The 16,887-nt window shown below is 61.9% G+C and carries 16 protein-coding genes; 15 read left to right on the top strand and 1 reads right to left on the bottom strand.

Going from position 1 to position 16,887, the window contains the following annotated elements:
* Window positions 1-13: 13 nt before the first annotated feature.
* The 13 genes from AC1MEW_RS15555 to AC1MEW_RS15495 all read left to right on the top strand — a co-directional run bounded on the left by AC1MEW_RS15555 (window position 14) and on the right by AC1MEW_RS15495 (window position 13,630).
* Window positions 14-940, top strand: a complete 927-nt coding sequence (locus AC1MEW_RS15555; RefSeq protein ID WP_201202773.1) for a 4-hydroxyproline epimerase — start codon at window positions 14-16, stop codon at window positions 938-940.
* 56 nt (window positions 941-996) lie between these two features.
* On the top strand, window positions 997-1,944 hold the full coding sequence (locus AC1MEW_RS15550) for a dihydrodipicolinate synthase family protein (RefSeq protein WP_201202771.1): 948 nt from the start codon (window positions 997-999) through the stop codon (window positions 1,942-1,944).
* A 77-nt stretch (window positions 1,945-2,021) separates the two neighbouring features.
* Complete coding sequence (locus tag AC1MEW_RS15545; protein WP_480426850.1) at window positions 2,022-3,611, top strand: aldehyde dehydrogenase (NADP(+)); 1,590 nt, start codon at window positions 2,022-2,024, stop codon at window positions 3,609-3,611.
* Window positions 3,604-4,878: an NAD(P)/FAD-dependent oxidoreductase gene (locus tag AC1MEW_RS15540; protein ID WP_322268970.1), complete on the top strand. Its 1,275-nt coding sequence runs from the start codon at window positions 3,604-3,606 to the stop codon at window positions 4,876-4,878. The genes AC1MEW_RS15545 and AC1MEW_RS15540 overlap by 8 nt, the downstream gene beginning before the upstream one ends.
* 399 nt (window positions 4,879-5,277) lie before the next feature.
* Window positions 5,278-6,138: a CAP domain-containing protein gene (locus AC1MEW_RS15535; protein ID WP_480426848.1), complete on the top strand. Its 861-nt coding sequence runs from the start codon at window positions 5,278-5,280 to the stop codon at window positions 6,136-6,138.
* A 204-nt stretch (window positions 6,139-6,342) separates the two neighbouring features.
* A complete protein-coding gene (locus tag AC1MEW_RS15530; RefSeq protein WP_480427243.1) occupies window positions 6,343-7,659 on the top strand; it encodes an MFS transporter in 1,317 nt (438 codons plus the stop codon).
* A gap of 247 nt (window positions 7,660-7,906) precedes the next feature.
* Window positions 7,907-8,683 (top strand): ABC transporter substrate-binding protein, encoded by a 777-nt coding sequence (locus AC1MEW_RS15525; protein ID WP_480426846.1) that lies wholly within the window; start codon window positions 7,907-7,909, stop codon window positions 8,681-8,683.
* Window positions 8,684-8,775: 92 nt separating this feature from the next.
* Window positions 8,776-9,465, top strand: coding sequence for an ABC transporter permease (locus AC1MEW_RS15520; protein WP_201255999.1), 690 nt, complete (start codon window positions 8,776-8,778; stop codon window positions 9,463-9,465).
* A gap of 16 nt (window positions 9,466-9,481) precedes the next feature.
* A complete protein-coding gene (locus AC1MEW_RS15515; RefSeq protein ID WP_416350754.1) occupies window positions 9,482-10,177 on the top strand; it encodes an ABC transporter permease in 696 nt (231 codons plus the stop codon).
* 9 nt (window positions 10,178-10,186) lie between these two features.
* Complete coding sequence (locus tag AC1MEW_RS15510; protein ID WP_480426843.1) at window positions 10,187-11,299, top strand: succinylglutamate desuccinylase/aspartoacylase family protein; 1,113 nt, start codon at window positions 10,187-10,189, stop codon at window positions 11,297-11,299.
* Between the two features lie 19 nt (window positions 11,300-11,318).
* On the top strand, window positions 11,319-12,083 hold the full coding sequence (locus AC1MEW_RS15505; RefSeq protein WP_201255996.1) for an ABC transporter ATP-binding protein: 765 nt from the start codon (window positions 11,319-11,321) through the stop codon (window positions 12,081-12,083).
* 85 nt (window positions 12,084-12,168) lie between these two features.
* Window positions 12,169-13,077 carry a MurR/RpiR family transcriptional regulator gene (locus tag AC1MEW_RS15500; protein WP_201255995.1) on the top strand — a complete coding sequence of 303 codons (909 nt, stop codon included), beginning with the start codon at window positions 12,169-12,171 and terminating at the stop codon, window positions 13,075-13,077.
* A 28-nt stretch (window positions 13,078-13,105) separates the two neighbouring features.
* Window positions 13,106-13,630, top strand: a complete 525-nt coding sequence (locus AC1MEW_RS15495; protein WP_480426840.1) for a GNAT family N-acetyltransferase — start codon at window positions 13,106-13,108, stop codon at window positions 13,628-13,630.
* Here AC1MEW_RS15495 and AC1MEW_RS15490 read toward each other — a convergent pair.
* Window positions 13,618-14,361 (bottom strand): SDR family NAD(P)-dependent oxidoreductase, encoded by a 744-nt coding sequence (locus tag AC1MEW_RS15490; RefSeq protein WP_201255993.1) that lies wholly within the window; start codon window positions 14,359-14,361, stop codon window positions 13,618-13,620. The two genes, AC1MEW_RS15495 and AC1MEW_RS15490, sit on opposite strands and share 13 nt — an antisense overlap.
* A gap of 139 nt (window positions 14,362-14,500) precedes the next feature.
* Here AC1MEW_RS15490 and AC1MEW_RS15485 point away from each other — a divergent pair, with 139 nt between their 5' ends.
* The gene (locus AC1MEW_RS15485; protein WP_201255992.1) at window positions 14,501-15,394 is read left to right on the top strand and encodes an AraC family transcriptional regulator; all 894 of its coding nucleotides are present in this window, start codon (window positions 14,501-14,503) and stop codon (window positions 15,392-15,394) included.
* Between the two features lie 26 nt (window positions 15,395-15,420).
* Window positions 15,421-16,827, top strand: coding sequence for a M15 family metallopeptidase (locus AC1MEW_RS15480; protein WP_480426837.1), 1,407 nt, complete (start codon window positions 15,421-15,423; stop codon window positions 16,825-16,827).
* The last annotated feature ends 60 nt before the right edge of the window (window positions 16,828-16,887 follow it).

The following is a 16,887-nucleotide window of genomic DNA, read 5'->3' as shown; positions in this document are numbered from 1 at the left end:
AAAGGATAGGTTTATGAAAAAAGTCCATGTCATTGACTCCCACACCGGCGGCGAACCGACTCGGTTGGTGATGCAAGGCTTTCCACAGTTGCCGGGCCAGACCATGGTCGAAAAGCGCGATGCCCTGCGCGATCAGCATGATCAATGGCGTCGCGCCTGCCTGCTGGAGCCCCGTGGCAACGATGTACTGGTCGGCGCGCTGTACTGCGAACCGGTCTCGCCGGATGCGACCTGCGGCGTGATCTTCTTCAACAATGCCGGCTATCTGGGCATGTGCGGTCACGGCACCATTGGCTTGGTCAACTCATTGCACTACCTGGGGCACATCGCTCCGGGTGTGCACAAGATCGACACACCGGTCGGGCCGGTCGATGCCACGTTGCATGAAGACGGCACCGTGACTCTGCGCAATGTGCCTGCCTACCGTTATCGCCAACAGGTGCCGGTCGAAGTGCCAGGACACGGCCGCGTGTACGGCGACATTGCCTGGGGCGGTAACTGGTTCTTCCTGGTTTCCGATCACGGGCAAGCCTTGCAACTCGACAACGTCGAGGCTCTCACCGAATACACCTGGGCGATGCTCAAGGCCCTGGAAGCCCAAGGCATTCATGGTGAAGACGGCGCCCTCATCGACCATGTCGAACTGTTTGCCGACGACGATCAGGCCGACAGCCGCAACTTCGTCATGTGCCCGGGCAAGGCCTACGACCGCTCGCCCTGCGGCACCGGCACCAGCGCCAAACTGGCATGCCTGGCGGCCGACGGAAAACTGGCCGCCGGTGAGTCTTGGGTACAAGCGAGCATCACCGCCAGCCAGTTCATCGGCAGTTACGAATGGGAAGGCGAGCGCGTCCGCCCGTTCATTACCGGCCAGGCTTTTATGACCGCCGACAGCACCCTGCTGATCGACGAACAAGATCCCTTCGCGTGGGGCATTTGAGCGGCCACGCGGCACTTCACCTTAAATAAATTTGAATGCTTCAAGGAGTGACAACGATGAGCGACAACATTTTCACTGGCTGCATCCCTGCACTGATGACCCCTTGCACCGCCGAGCGCAAGCCGGACTTTGACGCGCTGGTGGCCAAGGGTCGCGAACTGATCGACATCGGCATGAGTGCGGTCGTGTACTGCGGCTCCATGGGTGACTGGCCGCTGCTCACCGAAGCCGAGCGTCAGGAAGGTGTGGCACGTCTGGTCGCTGCGGGCATTCCGACCATCGTTGGTACCGGTGCCGTGAACAGCCGCGAGGCGATTTCCCACGCGGCACATGCCGCCAAAGTCGGCGCCCATGGCCTGATGGTGATTCCCCGCGTGCTGTCCCGGGGCGCCTCGCCAGCCGCGCAAAAAGCCCACTTCGGCGCCATTCTGAACGCCGCGCCAAAGCTGCCGTCGGTGATCTACAACAGCCCTTATTACGGCTTCGCCACCCGCGCCGATTTGTTCTTTGAACTGCGCCGCGAACACCCGAACCTGATCGGCTTCAAAGAGTTCGGCGGTGCCGCCGACTTGCGCTACGCCGCCGAGAACATCACGTCCCAGGACGACAACGTCACGCTGATGGTCGGCGTCGATACTCAAGTGGTCCATGGCTTCGTCAACTGCAACGCCACCGGTGCGATTACCGGCATCGGCAACGCCCTGCCACGGGAAGTGCTGCAACTGGTGGCCCTGAGCAAGCAAGCGGCCAAAGGCGATGCCAAGGCCCGACGTCTGGCCCGGGAGCTGGAATCTGCACTGGCCGTGCTGTCGTCGTTCGATGAAGGCTGCGACCTGGTGCTCTATTACAAGCACTTGATGGTGCTCAATGGCGACAAGGAATACACCCTGCATTTCAACGAGACCGATGTGCTGAGCGATGCCCAGCGTCATTACGCCGAGAACCAGTACGCGCTGTTCCGCCAGTGGTACAAAAACTGGTCGGCAGAACAGAACGTCGCCTGACCTTAGCCCGTGTTCGTGCCCGCTGCGCAACACCCCTGTTGCGCAGTTGGGCCCACCCTTTTTTCCAGGAAAGCGCCATGACTCTGACAGGGCAAATGCTGATCGGTCAGCACGCCATTACCGGCACTCGCGAAGCGATCCGGGCGATCGATCCAGCCACCGATAAACCGCTCGATCCGGCCTATCCCGGCGGCACCGACCAGCACGTCAAACAAGCGTGCGCATTGGCGTCGGCAGCCTTCGACAGCTATCGCGAAACGCCACTGGCGACCCGCGCGCACTTCCTTGAAATGATCGCCGATGAGATCGAAGCCCTTGGCGATGAATTGATCGAACGCGCGGTCGCCGAGACAGGACTGCCGCGCCCGCGTATCCAGGGTGAACGTGGCCGCACCTGCCAGCAACTGCGAACCTTTGCCCGCACCGTGCGTGCAGGCGAATGGCTGGACGTGCGCGTCGACGCGGCGTTACCGGAGCGCCAGCCGCTGCCGCGCCCGGACCTGCGTCAGCGTCAAATTCCGCTGGGGCCGGTGGCCGTATTTGGCGCGAGCAATTTTCCGCTGGCCTTCTCCGTTGCCGGCGGTGACACCGCTTCGGCCTTGGCCGCCGGTTGCCCGGTGATCGTCAAGGCCCACGGTGCTCACCCCGGCACCAGCGAACTGGTTGGCCGCGCGGTGGCTCGTGCCGTGAAAAAATGTGGCCTGCACGAAGGTGTGTTTTCGCTGTTGTTCGGCTCTGGACGCGAAGTGGGTATCGCCTTGGTCACCGACCCGCGCATCAAGGCTGTGGGCTTCACCGGTTCGCGCAGTGGCGGCATCGCTTTGTGCAAGGCAGCTCAGGCGCGGCCCGAGCCGATTCCGGTGTGTGCGGAAATGAGTTCGATCAACCCGGTGTTGCTGTTTCCGGCGGCCCTTCACACCCGAGGCGAAACGCTGGCGCAGGGCTTCGTCGCCTCCCTGACTCAGGGTGCCGGCCAGTTCTGCACAAATCCGGGACTGGTGATTGCCCGCCAAGGCCCGGCACTGGAGCATTTCATCAGGACTGCTGCGGACCTGGTTCAGCGCAGCCCGGCGCAAACCATGCTCACCCCCGGCATCTTCAATACTTATGAGGCCGGCGTGGGCGCGCTGCTCGAACATGCCCACGCCAGGGCAGCGGCTGTTGGACTTAGGGGCGAAACCCCGAACCAATGCCAGACTCATTTGTTCGTCACCCAGGCGCAGGATTTTCTCGCCGACCCAGCGTTGCAGGCGGAGATGTTCGGCTCTGCATCGTTGGTTGTGCAATGCGTCGACGACAACGAAATCCGCCAGGTTATCGAGCATTTGGAAGGCCAATTGACCGCAACCCTGCATCTGGACGACGCCGATCTGGACAGCGCCAGGGCATTGCTGCCGGTGCTCGAGCGCAAGGCCGGACGCCTGTTGGTCAACGGCTGGCCGACCGGGGTTGAGGTATGTGATGCCATGGTCCATGGCGGCCCCTACCCAGCCACTTCCGACTCACGCACAACCTCGGTCGGCACCGCCGCCATCCTGCGGTTCCTGCGCCCGGTCTGCTACCAGGACTTTCCTGACACTTTGTTGCCTGCAGCGCTCAAACACAGTAATCCGCTGCAATTGCGGCGCCTGCTCGATGGCCAAAGAGAAGCCCAGGACAATGTCTAATCACCACAGCCACGACACTGCTGACATTGCCGTGGTCGGCGCCGGGATTATCGGCGTTGCGTGCGCCCTACGGCTGGCACGCCAAGGTCTGCGAGTGGTCGTAATCGATCAGCAGGAGCCGGGTCACGGCGCCTCGTTCGGCAACGCCGGGCATCTGGCGACTGAACAGGTATTTCCCATCGCGGACCTGTCCATCCTCAAACGCCTGCCCGGCATGCTCATGGACCCGATGGGCCCGCTGCGGCTGGACTGGAAATACATGCCGCGCGCGTTGCCGTGGTTCACGCGCCTGTTGTTGAACCTGCGTCCGGCGCCCTTCCAACGCACCGTCGCCGGCCTGCGCGCACTCAACGAGAGCAGCCTTAGCGCCTGGCAGCGGTTGTTGGCGGACATTGCTCGCCCCGATTTGCTGAGAGAAGACGGCTCTTTGCTGGTGTTCGAGCGGCCCGAATCGCGTCAGGCGATCGAAGCACTGCAAGCACGTATGCGCCAACAGGAAGTTCCGGTCGACTACTGGCAGGCCGAGGCCATCCGCGCGAAGGCCCCGCAACTCAGCGAGCGGGTCCAGGGCGGACTGTTCTATCCGAGCACAGGGCATTTTCTCGATCCCTACCGGGTGGTCTGCGAACTGGTACACGCGGCCAAGGCCAGCGGCGTGGCGTTTTTGAAGCAACAGGTCCAGGGCGGACGCCTGCATGAGCGCGGTGTGTCGCTGACGACAGAACAAGGCAATTTGACGGCCCGCCAGGTACTGATCGCTTGCGGTGCCCACTCGGCGAAACTCACCGCTGCGTTGACCGGCAAGAAGGTCCCGCTGGACACCGAACGCGGCTATCACCTGATGCTGCCGCATGAGCATGATCGATTGCCTTTCGCCGTCACCTCGCTGGAACGCAAATTCATCATGACGCCGATGACCGATGGCTTGAGGCTGGCAGGCACCGTCGAGTTCGCCGGCCTCGAGCGTCCTGCGACCATGGAGCGTGCGTGGCAGTTGCACCGCCTGAGCAAAGGCCTGTTCAGTCGCGACTTGAACGCTGAAGCCGCCACGCCCTGGATGGGCTTTCGCCCGTCCTTGCCGGATTCCCTGCCGATCATCGACCGGGTGTGCGACGGCAAAGTCCTGCTCGCCTTCGGCCATCAACACCTGGGCCTGACACAGGCGGCCGTCACCGCCGAGCTTGTTGCACGAATCGCGTCACCTGCGACCGTCACTTCATCACAGGAGTTGCCGGCGATGGAGCCCTACAGGCTGGATCGTTTTTAAAAGACGTCGAGACTGACGACAATCAACCCTGTGGGAGCGAGCTTGCTCGCGAAGAGGCCATCACATCCAGCATCAATGTCGACTGACACACCGCCATCGCGAGCAAGCTCACTCCCACCCTGGATCGGTGTCAGGCGCATAAACTCCGGTCAACACCACCCCCCTGTGGGAGCGGGCTTGCTCGCGATGAGGCCAGCACATCCAGCATCAAAGTCGGCTAACACTCAACCATCGCAAGCAAGCCCGCTCCCACCCGAAATTTGCCGCAGTGCCACCATGAACCAGAATTCAAACCCGCAGTCATAGACCTGCCCTGAAATACGCTCGCCCCCCCCGCCAGCGCATCCTCAGCCCCATGGTCGTCAGTACCGTCGTCATCTCATCAGAGCCATTCGCCCCATGCGCCAAGCCGTCCTGTCCTTTCGCGTTGCTTCGCTCTGCCTCATGCCTTTGCTTCCCCTGTTTGCCACGTCCGCCCATGCCAGCGAGGAGCGGCAACTGGTGTCGGACATCAACAACTACCGCGCCCACCCTGGCCGCTGCTCGGTACGTCCGCCCCAATCTCTGACACCCCTAGCGCTGAAATCGAACCTGGCCTTGCCGATCGGTTACGGCGGCCCGTTGCGCGAGGGTTTGAAGCAGAACGGCTATCAAGCGGTGAGCGTGCGCACCATCCGCCTGGTCGGTGCGCAAGATGCCGAAGAGGCGTTCGACATGCTGCAGGGCCGCTACTGCGGGGCGCTGCTCGATGGGCAGTATGCCGACATCGGTATCAGTCGCGCCCGCAGCGAGTGGCAAGTGGTGCTGGCGCAGCCGTTGCTCGACAGTCGCATGGGCGACCCGCGAGCCGCGAGCAAGACCTTGCTGACCGAGGTCAACGCCGCACGGGCCAGGCCGCGGATGTGTGGTCGCCAGCGTTTTGCCGCCGCCCGGCCGCTGAGCTGGAATGCCGCGTTGGGCGCCGCCGCGCAGGGCCACAGCAAAGCCATGGCCTACGGCAATTACTTCGCACACCAGGACCCCGACGGTGATATGCCGGCAGACCGCGCCAGGGCCGCTGGCTACCGTGGCCGGCAAATCGGCGAGAACATCGCCGCCGGCCAGGGCTCACCGAGCAAGGCGATGGCCGGTTGGCTAGCCAGCCCCGGCCACTGCGCCAACTTGATGAACCCGATGTTCACCCAGGTCGGCGCAGCCTTTGCCACCGATACGCGCAGCAGCGAGGGCGTCTACTGGACGATGTTGTTCGGGGCAAAATGACGCAACAGCCGTCTACAGAAGCGCAATGGATTTAGGTAGAGTGAGGGCCTTGCGCAGCGCCTGCACACGGGGAGTCGGGAAAATGATCAATCAACAGTTGGGCGTGGTCCTTCCCGGCTTGGCCAGTCAAAACTCATGACTCAGCCAGCCTCGAATCTGCCAGCCGCCACTCCCGGCAAACTCACCTCCCGTGAACTCCGTGGGTTGGTGGCGATTCTGGTGTCGATTGCCCTCGCGGTACTCGACACCGCCATCGCCAACACCGCGCTGCCGACCATTGCCGCCGATTTACACGCGTCGCCCGCCGCGTCGGTGTGGATCATCAACGCCTACCAACTGGCGGCCGTGGCCACCCTACTGCCGTTCGCCTCGCTGGGCGGGATCATCGGGCACCGCAAGGTGTTCCTCGGTGGCATCATCCTGTTCGTGGTGGCTTCGGCGTTGTGCGCGCTCGCCTGGTCGCTGCCGACCCTGACCATCGCCCGAGTCCTCCAAGGCGTCGGCGCCAGTGCGATCATGAGCGTGAATGCCGCGCTGATCGGCTTGATCTTTCCCCCGGAACGCCTCGGTCGCGGCCTCGGTTTAAACGCATTAGTGGTCGGCACCTGCTTCGCCGCCGGCCCGACCATCGCCTCGCTGGTGTTGTCGGTCGCCAACTGGCCGTGGCTGTTTTTGATCAATCTGCCACTGGGCCTGTTTGCCCTGACCTTCGCCTGGAGTTCCTTGCCGACCAGCACACTCAAAGCCCAGGTCTTTGACCGGCCAACAGCCGTGCTCAATGCCATCACCTTCGGTGCGTTGATCTTCGCGTTGAGCCAGGCCGCGCAGTTGGGCTCAATGAACAGCGTGTTGATCGCCCTCATGGTATTCCTGGTTGCCGGGGCCTTGATGTTGCGCCGAGAATCCGGGCGTCCGGCGCCGATGTTCCCGCTGGATTTGCTCAAGCGCCCGATGTTCGCCTTATCGGCGCTAACCGCGTTCTGTTCCTTCGCCACTCAAGGCTTGGCCTTCGTCTCGCTGCCCTTCTTCTTCGAAACAACCCTGGGCCGCGACCCGATCCAGACCGGATTCTTGATGACCCCGTGGTCCATCGTCGTGGCGCTTATCGCGCCGGTGGCCGGGCGTCTGTCCGACACCTACCCGCCCGGCCTGCTCGGCGGGATCGGGCTGGCCATTCTCAGCGCCGGCATGGTGTCCCTGGCCTTAATGCCGAGTGATCCCGGCGCAATCGAGATCGTGGTCCGCATGATCATTTGCGGCATCGGTTTCGGTTTCTTCCAGGCCCCGAACCAGAAAGCCCTGATGACCAGCGCACCTCGGGACCGCTCCAGCGGTGCCAGCGGCACCATTGCCATCGCCCGACTGATCGGCCAGGCGACCGGTGCCGCGTTGGTCGCCTTGAGCTTCGGGATATCCGGCACCCACGGCCCGGTGCTGGCGCTGAGCATCGGCGCAGGGTTTGCTGCGGTTGGCAGTGTCGCGAGTGCGTTGCGGTTGGTGACGCGTAATACCAGCACCTGATCCTGACCGACGGTACCAACTCACGCGAACCGCTCTGGAAAGCAGTTCCGAACAAACAGCAGAACCCAAAATCCCGGCATGCCCGGGATTTTTCACGCCTCAATCTGACACGTTTATTTTCACACTATTGATTAATGAAATAATACGTGTCATTTATAGCCCCACAAAATCATCAGGACTGCTCCACCGCGCCAACCGGACGGCTCGCACCTGCACCACCCAACGCCCCCTCCAAGGAGTCAACAATATGAACAAGACAGAACTTCTAGGTGCCCTGGCACTGTGCGCTTTCAGCTTTTTGGCTCACGCCGACGACGACAGCCTGCGCATCGGTATCGAAGCCGCTTACCCGCCCTTCTCCTACAAAACGCCGGAGGGCAACGTCAGTGGTTTCGACTACGACATCGGCAACGCGCTGTGCGAAGAAATGAAGGTCAAATGTGAGTGGGTGATCCAGGAATTCGACGGCATGATCCCGTCGCTCAAAGTGCGCAAGATCGATGCCGTGTTGTCGTCGATGTCGATCACTGAAGACCGGATGAAGTCGGTCGACTTCAGCAAAAAGTACTACCACACGCCGGGCAAGTTCGCGATGAAGGCCGGCAATGTGATCAACGACCCTCTGGTGGATCTCAAGGGCAAGAAAGTCGGCGTGCAACGCTCCTCGACTTACGACCGTTTCGCCACCGAGCAGCTTGAAAAAGCCGGGGTCGACGTGGTGCGTTACGGCTCACAAAACGAAGCCTTCCTCGACCTCGCCTCGGGTCGTCTGGACGCCACCCTCGCCGACATCGTCAACACCAACGAAAGCTTTATCAAAACCCCGGCAGGCAGCGGTTTCGCCCTGGTTGGGCCGGACATCAGCGACCCGAAATACTTCGGTCGCGGCGCCGGGATTGCGGTGCGCAAAGGCGACAGTGTGACCGTCGCGCGCCTCAACACCGCGATTGATGCGATCCGTGCCAACGGCAAGTACCAGCAAGTGATGGCCAAGTACTTCGCGTTCGATATCTACGGCGAATAAGCCCTTACCTGTGACCCTGGCGTCGCCCCGCTAAAGGCGCTGCGCCGGGTTTGTGTCGCGCGCCATTCGGCGCTCGCTTGAGGAACTTCATCATGCTTCACGGCTACGGATCGAGCATTCTCGATGGCGCCTGGCTGACCATCAACCTGGCCCTGACCTCCATGGCCATGGCGATTGCCCTCGGCCTGATCGGTGCAGCGTTTCGCTTGTCGCCGCTCAAATGGCTGGCGATGCTCGGCGAAAGTTACACCACCCTGATTCGCGGTATTCCTGACCTGGTGCTGATCCTGCTGATCTTCTACGGCGGCCAGGACCTGGTGAACCGCCTCGCCCTCGCGTTCGGTTACACCCACTACATCGACATCAACCCGTTCATTGCCGGCGTCTGCACCATGGGCTTCATTTTTGGTGCCTATCTCTCGGAGACTTTTCGCGGTGCGTTCATGGCGATCCCCAAAGGCCAGGCCGAGGCTGGCGCGGCGTATGGCATGAGTGGCGCGCAAGTGTTCTGGCGGATTCTGGTGCCGCAGATGATCCGCTTCGCCATTCCGGGCTTCACCAATAACTGGCTGGTGCTGACCAAATCCACCGCATTGATCTCGGTAATCGGCCTGCAAGACATGATGTTCAAAGCCAAGAACGCGGCGGACGCGACCCACGAGCCGTTTACGTTTTTCCTCGCGGTGGCGGCGCTGTACCTGATGCTCACCAGCGTGTCGTTGCTGGTGCTGCGCTATCTGGAAAAACACTACTCGGTCGGCATCAAAGCCGCCGAACTGTGATTGGGAGCAACCTTTGATGCTCGACTACAACCTGATCTGGGAAAACCTGCCGCTGTATTTCAACGGCGCCTTGTTGACCCTCAAAGTGCTGCTGATTTCCCTGGCGTTTGGCCTGATGCTGGCGATCCCGTTGGCACTGATGCGTGTGTCCCGCTCACCGCTGCTCAGCTTCCCGGCCTGGCTCTACACCTACGTGATTCGCGGCACGCCGATGCTGGTGCAATTGTTCCTGATCTATTACGGCCTGGCGCAGTTCGCCGCCGTGCGTGAAAGCGCGCTGTGGCCGTACCTGTCCAGCGCGACCTTTTGCGCTTGCCTGGCCTTTGCGATCAACACCAGTGCCTACAGCGCGGAACTGTTGGCCGGCAGCTTGAAGTCCACGGCCCACGGCGAGATCGAAGCGGCCAAAGCCATGGGCATGTCGCGCTTCACCCTGTACCGACGGATTCTGCTGCCATCGGCCTTGCGCCGGGCGCTGCCGCAGTACAGCAACGAAGTGCTGATGATGCTGCAAACCACCAGCCTGGCGTCGATTGTCACCCTGGTGGACATCACCGGCGCGGCGCGAACAGTCAGTTCGCGGTTCTACCTGCCGTTCGAGGCGTTCATCACCGCCGGCCTGATCTACCTGGCCCTGACCTTCATTCTGGTGCGTCTGTTCAAGCTGGCCGAGCGCCGCTGGCTGGCGTATCTGGCACCGCGCAAGCACTAAGGAGCATTTATGGAGCACATTGAATACTTGTTGCCGTGGAGTGCATCGGGCACTGAACGGCGTCTGTCGCTGTTTCGCTTTGGCAGCGGGCCGCGCAAGGCTTACATCCAGGCTTCCCTGCATGCCGACGAGCTGCCGGGAATGCGCGTGGCGGTTGAACTCAAGCGACGCCTGCGGGTGCTGGAAGAACAAGGTCGGCTGAACGGGACCATCGAGCTGGTGCCGATGGCTAATCCCATCGGCATCGCCCAGATGTTCCAGGCCACCCATCAGGGGCGCTTCGAGTTCAACAGCGGCAAGAACTTCAACCGCGACTTCCCGGAACTGGTGGAAGCCGTGGCAGCGCTGGTGAAAGATCAACTGAGCGACGATGCCGACCTCAACACCGTGCTGATCCGCCGCGCCATGCTCGATGTCCTCGCCGACATGCCGCCCGCGACATCGGAACTCGATGGCCTGCGCCGGCTGTTGCTACAACATGCCTGCGACGCCGATGTGGTGCTGGACCTGCACTGCGATTTCGAGTCGATCATGTTGCTTTACGCCATGCCGCAAAACTGGCCGCGCCTGCGCTCGTTGGCCGCTCGACTCGGTGCCGGCGCCGCTCTGCTGGCCGAAGATGCCGGCGGCAGCGCCTTCGATGAAGCCTGTGCGATTCCTTGGCTGCGGTTGGCCGAACTGTTTCCTGAAGCCGCTATTCCGCTGGCCTGCGTGGCCACCACCATCGAGTTGCGCGGCATGGCCGACACCGAACGCGAGCAATGTGTCGACAGCGCCGAAGCCATTCTCGGTTACCTCGCCGAACAAGGCTTGATCAGCGGCGACTGGCCGGACGCGCCACCGAGCGGCTGCGAAGCAACGCCTTTCGCCGGCGCGCAATACGCCTATGCGCCGCACCCCGGCGTGGTGAGTTTCCTGCAACCGCTGGGCGCCCGGGTCAGGGTCGGCGATCCACTGTTCGAAGTGCTGGATCCGCTGACCGACCGCCACAGCATCGTGCGCGCCAGCACCGACGGCATCCTCTATGCCCGCGAACGCCTGCGTTTTGCCCAACCCGGTTTGTGGCTAGCCAAAGTCGCCGGCTCCCGCCTTATTCGCCAGGGTCGCTTGCTCAGCGACTGACTCCAGAAGAGTGAACAACATGTACAAACTTGAAATCCAGAACCTGCACAAAAGCTACGGCTCACACGAAGTACTGAAGGGTGTGTCCCTGGAAGCGAAGGCCGGCGATGTGATCAGCATCATCGGCTCCAGCGGTTCCGGCAAAAGCACCTTTTTGCGCTGCATCAACCTGCTGGAGCAGCCCAACGCCGGCAACATCGTGCTCAACGGCGAACAACTGAAACTGGTGAGCAACAAACTCGGCGGGCTCAAGGCTGCCGAACCCAAGCAGTTACAACGCATGCGTTCGCGACTGTCGATGGTGTTCCAGCATTTCAACCTCTGGTCGCACATGAGTGCGCTGGAAAATGTCATGGAAGCCCCGGTTCACGTGCTGGGCATCAACAAGAAAGAGGCACGGGAAAAGGCCGAGCATTACCTGAACAAAGTCGGCGTGGCCCATCGTATGGACGCCTGGCCGGCACACATGTCCGGTGGCGAGCAGCAGCGGGTGGCGATTGCCCGCGCGCTGGCGATGGAGCCGGAAGTGATGCTGTTCGACGAACCGACCTCGGCCCTCGACCCGGAACTGGTCGGCGAAGTGCTCAAAGTCATGCAGGACCTGGCCCTCGAAGGCCGGACCATGGTGGTCGTGACCCACGAAATGGGCTTCGCCCGCGAGGTCTCGAACCAATTGGTGTTCCTGCACAAGGGCCAGGTCGAAGAGCGTGGAGACCCGCGTGAGGTGCTGGTCAATCCGCAGTCCGAGCGCCTCCAGCAATTTCTGTCCGGCAGTTTGAAATAGTCGGTCAAACCCGCGCTGCGCACCGACGGTTGGCTTCGGATACACTCCAGCCAACCTTATGCCCTCAGGATCTGTTGAGCCGCACATGCCGACTTCATCGAAAAACACCACGGTCTATGCCGCGCCGGTCATGCGCAAACTGGCGGAAATCGTTGCCGATTTGCCGCCGTCGCTGCGCAAGGTCGCAGATTTTATCCTGCGTCACCCATTGCGGGCGGCAACGCTGACCATCGAAGAGATGGCGCACGAGACGTCGACTTCACCCGCGGCCGTCAACCGCTTGGCCAAGGCCATGGACCTGGGCGGTTACACCGGGATGAAGGCCGAACTGGTCGCAACGTTGCAGCAGATGGTCTCGCCAGTCGACAAACTGCGCAACGAACTGGCTCATCGGCCCGGTGGCGCGTTTGGCCTGCATGAGCAAATCCAGAGCGCCAGCAGCAACCTCGCCACGGCGGCGACCAACAATCATGCCGACACCTTCGAAGCGTTCGTCACCCGACTGACCACCGCGCGCAAAATCTACATCCTCGGCTTTGGCAACAGCGTCTACTTCGCCGGCCTCGCCGCCTCGACCCTGATGCCGTTCTGTGCCGACGCCACCGCGATCAGCATGGAAGGTGGTAACGAAAACGCCGCGTACCGACTGGCGGCGATCACCGATCAGGACGTGTTGCTGGCGATCTCGCTGCCGCGCTATTCCCTCGACACCCTGCAACTCGCGCGCTTCGCCAACGAACGTGGCGCCTCGGTACTGGCGATCACCGACTCCCCCGCCTCGCCGCTCACCAGCATCGCCGAACACACGCTGTTTGCCCCCGCCGACCACCCCGTGTTGACCAGTTCCAACATCGCCGTGCTCGCGTTGATTGAAGGCTTGGTCGCGGGCGTGATGGCGCGCAATAAAGAAGCTGTGAAACTGGCGACCGAACTGACCGAAAGCGTGATGGCTTACCTGCACATCCCTACCAGCGGTAAAACCCCGAAAAAATAATGCCGCTCCGACAAGGACTGACCGGACCATGCACAAAACCACCGCGCGATTGATCTTGAGGCCGCCAAAAACCGAAGATCTGGCTCGCCTGTTTGAGATCTACGGCGACCCGGCGACGAATCAGTTCAACCCGGCAGGGCCGCTGGCCGACGCTCGTCAGGCCGAAGTGTTGCTGCAAGGCTGGCTCCATCACTGGGGTAAAAACGGCTACGGCCAATGGGCGATTTCAACCAGTGGAGCACCGGAGCAGGTGATCGGTTTCGGCGGCATTGCGTTGTACAACTACCTCAACGTTGAGCGACTGAACCTGGGCTATCGGTTTGATGCCGCCGCGTGGGGCAAGGGCTATGCGACGGAGTTGGGCTGCGCAGCGCTCGAATTCGCCTTTACTGACCTGGAGGTCGAACAGGTTTATGCGTTGGTCAGGCCTGCCCACTCGGCCTCCATCGGTGTGCTGGAAAAAATCGGCATGCAACCCTTCGGTGAGCTGGATGATGTACCGGGGCAACCGCAGAGCCTGGTGTATAAGGCTGAGCGCCTTCAGATGATATAACCGCCAGCAACCTCGATGTTCTGCCCGTTGATCCAGCCACTGTCCTCGGACAACAGCATGGCGATGACCCGCGCGACATCGGCCGGTTCGCCGACGCGACCGAGGGCGGTTTGCGAAGCGAGCAATGCTTCGAATTCATCGTTCAGGCCACCACCCAATTCCGTGCGGATCGCGCCGGGTGAGACGGCATTGGCGCGGATACGCCGCTCACCGAATTCCTTGGCCATGTAGCGGGTCAGCACTTCCAGGCCACCCTTGAACGCGGCGTACGGGGCTACGCCGGCAGTGGCCACGCGGGTGGTCGCGCTGGTCAGGTTGACGATGCCCGCGCCCTCCTCCATCAGCGGCAACAGGGCCTGGGTCAGGAAGAACGGGCCTTTGAGGTGGACGCCCATCAGGCTGTCGAACTGCGCCTCAGTGACCGTCTCGATCGGGTTGAACAGGCCATGTCCGGCGTTGTTGACCAAGCCTTTCAGGGTCGCCTTCTGCCAGGTCGATTGCAGCGCACGCCGTACCGCCTCGACAAACACACCAAACGAGCCGACATCCCCTACGTCCAGTTCCAACGCCACGGCCTTGCCGCCTTCAGCGTTAATAAGCGCCACGACCGACTCGGCCGCCTGGCGGTTGCTGTTGTAGGTCAGGATGACGCCCATGCCGTGCCGGGCACATAACTGGGCGGTGGCGGCGCCGATGCCGCGACTACCGCCGGTGATCAGGATGACGTTCATATGTTTGCTCCGTTGTGAATGAGGTAAGCCACCACGGTAGCGATAGACCTGCCGGCGAGCGCAGCCATTCCTACTCGAAACCTGCCTGTTTCTGCTTTTTGCTTGCGCCGTGGGTGGTCATGGGATCAGATGTCTCCCCATGAACAATCAGCTGAATGAACTTAGAACCCTCGCTGCCAGAGCGGAAAACCGCCGTACCGAGACCGGCATCCCACGGGTGGCAATGGTTCAGGGCGCAATCCCGGAACACCTGCTGGCCGCGGTCTACGAGCCGATGATCAACCTGATACTGACGGGCAGTAAATCGATGACCGTTGGCGACCGCACGCTGCGCTATGACCCGGCGACGTACTTCGTCATGTCCATCGAACTGCCGGCGGTGGGCCAGGTGCATCCGGCCGCGACCGGCGAGCCTTACCTGGCCGTCAGCCTGACGCTCGACCCTGCGGTGGTGGCGAATCTGCTGGCGGACCTTCCCCCGGCGGCCGGGCGCCATGAACAGGAAGCCGGTTTCTCGGTCGCTGCAGTCACACCCGAGCTGATGGACGCCTGGGTACGGATGCTGCGATTGATGGATCGGCCGACGGATATTGCGGCGTTGAGCCCAGTCTACGAGCGGGAGATTCTCTATCGGGTGTTGCAGGGCCCCCACGGCGGGATGCTGCGGGAAATCGCCGCGCCCGATTCGGCAATAGCGCGGGTGAGTCTGGCCATCCAGTGGATCCGCCGCGACTTTGCCGAGCCGCTACGGGTGGAGGCGTTGGCGCAGAAAGCGGCGATGAGCGTGTCGGCCTTCCATCGGCACTTCAAGGCCGTAACCAACTTCAGCCCCTTGCAGTATCAAAAGCGCGTTCGACTGCTACAGGCCCGGACGCTGTTGGTGGCCAACGCTAAAAGCGTCACCAGCACAGCCTTCGATGTCGGCTATGAAAGCGCCACCCAGTTCAGTCGCGACTATGCTCTCGTATTCGGTTTACCGCCGGCGCGAGATGCGGCGCGGATCCTGGCCGATATCCGAGGTGCGATCCGCTGAATATGGACTCTTTATGGAGGCATCCCATGCCCGCGCTGAGCAAAATCCTGGCGACCCTGTGCCTTGTCGTGCCGGGCATGGCCAACGCCGAACCACGGCCCGAGCACATGGTTTATCTGCGCACAATCGCCCCCAGCATCGAGCAAGACATCCGCTACGCCACGGCCCACAACTTCACCGGCCACCCGCTCGACGGTTACGAGGCGCCTGAATGCCTGCTGTCGGTGGATGCGGCCAAAGCCCTCGCCCGGGTTCAAACCGCACTGCATTCCCAAGGCTACGGGTTGAAGGTTTTCGACTGCTATCGCCCTGCTCGCGCGGTCGCCGATATGGGCAATTTCGCCAAAGTGCCGGGTGATCCGACCAAAGCCGAATTCTATCCGCGCGTGGACAAGCAAGACTTCTGGCACCTGGGCTACGTGGCGCGGGTGTCGAATCATTCCAAGGGCAGCACCGTTGACCTGACGCTGACCGGCCCAACCGCCCTGCCCGCCGCCACCTGGACGCCGTCGGCCAGGCAAGTCGATTGCACCGCGCCTTATGACCAGCGCTTTGCGGACGGTGCGCTGGACATGGGCACTGGCTTCGATTGCTTCGATGAGCCGGCACACACCGACAGCACGGCAATCAACGCGACCGCCAAAGCCAATCGCCAGCGACTCACCAGCGCGCTGGAGAAAGAAGGGTTTGTCGGTTATTCGAAAGAATGGTGGCACTTCACCTACACCGGCAATCCGGCGTTGAAGCAGGTGATGGATTTCCCGATTACCCCGCTGGCACTGAGTACCAGCAACCAATTGATTATCGTCACTACCAAAAACTGGACCGACATTCAGGGCAGCGCCCAGCGCTATGAACGCCATGGGCCAACCTTTGAAAAATACGGCGAGCCGTTTGCGGTGGTGGTCGGTAAAAGTGGACTGGCCTGGGGCAAGGGACTGACCGTCGTCGACCAACGCGAGGGGCCGGTCAAGCGTGAAGGCGATGGCAAAGCCCCGGCGGGGATTTTCAAACTGGGCACAGCGTTTGGCTACGCCAACTCGGCGGACACCAAATTGCCCTACCTGGCGCTGACCTCGACCGAGGAATGCGTGGATGACAGCCAATCCAAACGCTACAACCAACTGGTCGACGGCGCGACGGTAAGCAAGGACTGGAACAGCTCCGAACAGATGCGCCGCGACGATGACATGTACCGAAATGGGATCTTCATCGAGCACAACACGCCAGCGTCTGTTGGTGCAGGGTCGTGCATTTTCTTCCATATCTGGCGTGGGCCGACTTCGCCGACGTTGGGGTGTACGGCCATGGACCCGGCTAATATTGCGAAGTTGTTCAGTTGGCTCGACCCGCGGCAGGAGCCGTTGCTGGTTCAGTTGCCGGAGTCAGAATATGCGCAGCTGCGTGAAAGCTGGGATCTTCCAGAACGCTGATACCCGTCAATCAAGCCTGACACCGAACCTGTGGCGAGGGAGCTAGCTCCCGCTGGGCTG

The organism is Pseudomonas sp. ASL4 (genome assembly GCF_056680395.1).
Note: the sequence above shows the minus strand (reverse complement) of the source record. Positions and strands in the feature narration are given on the sequence as shown.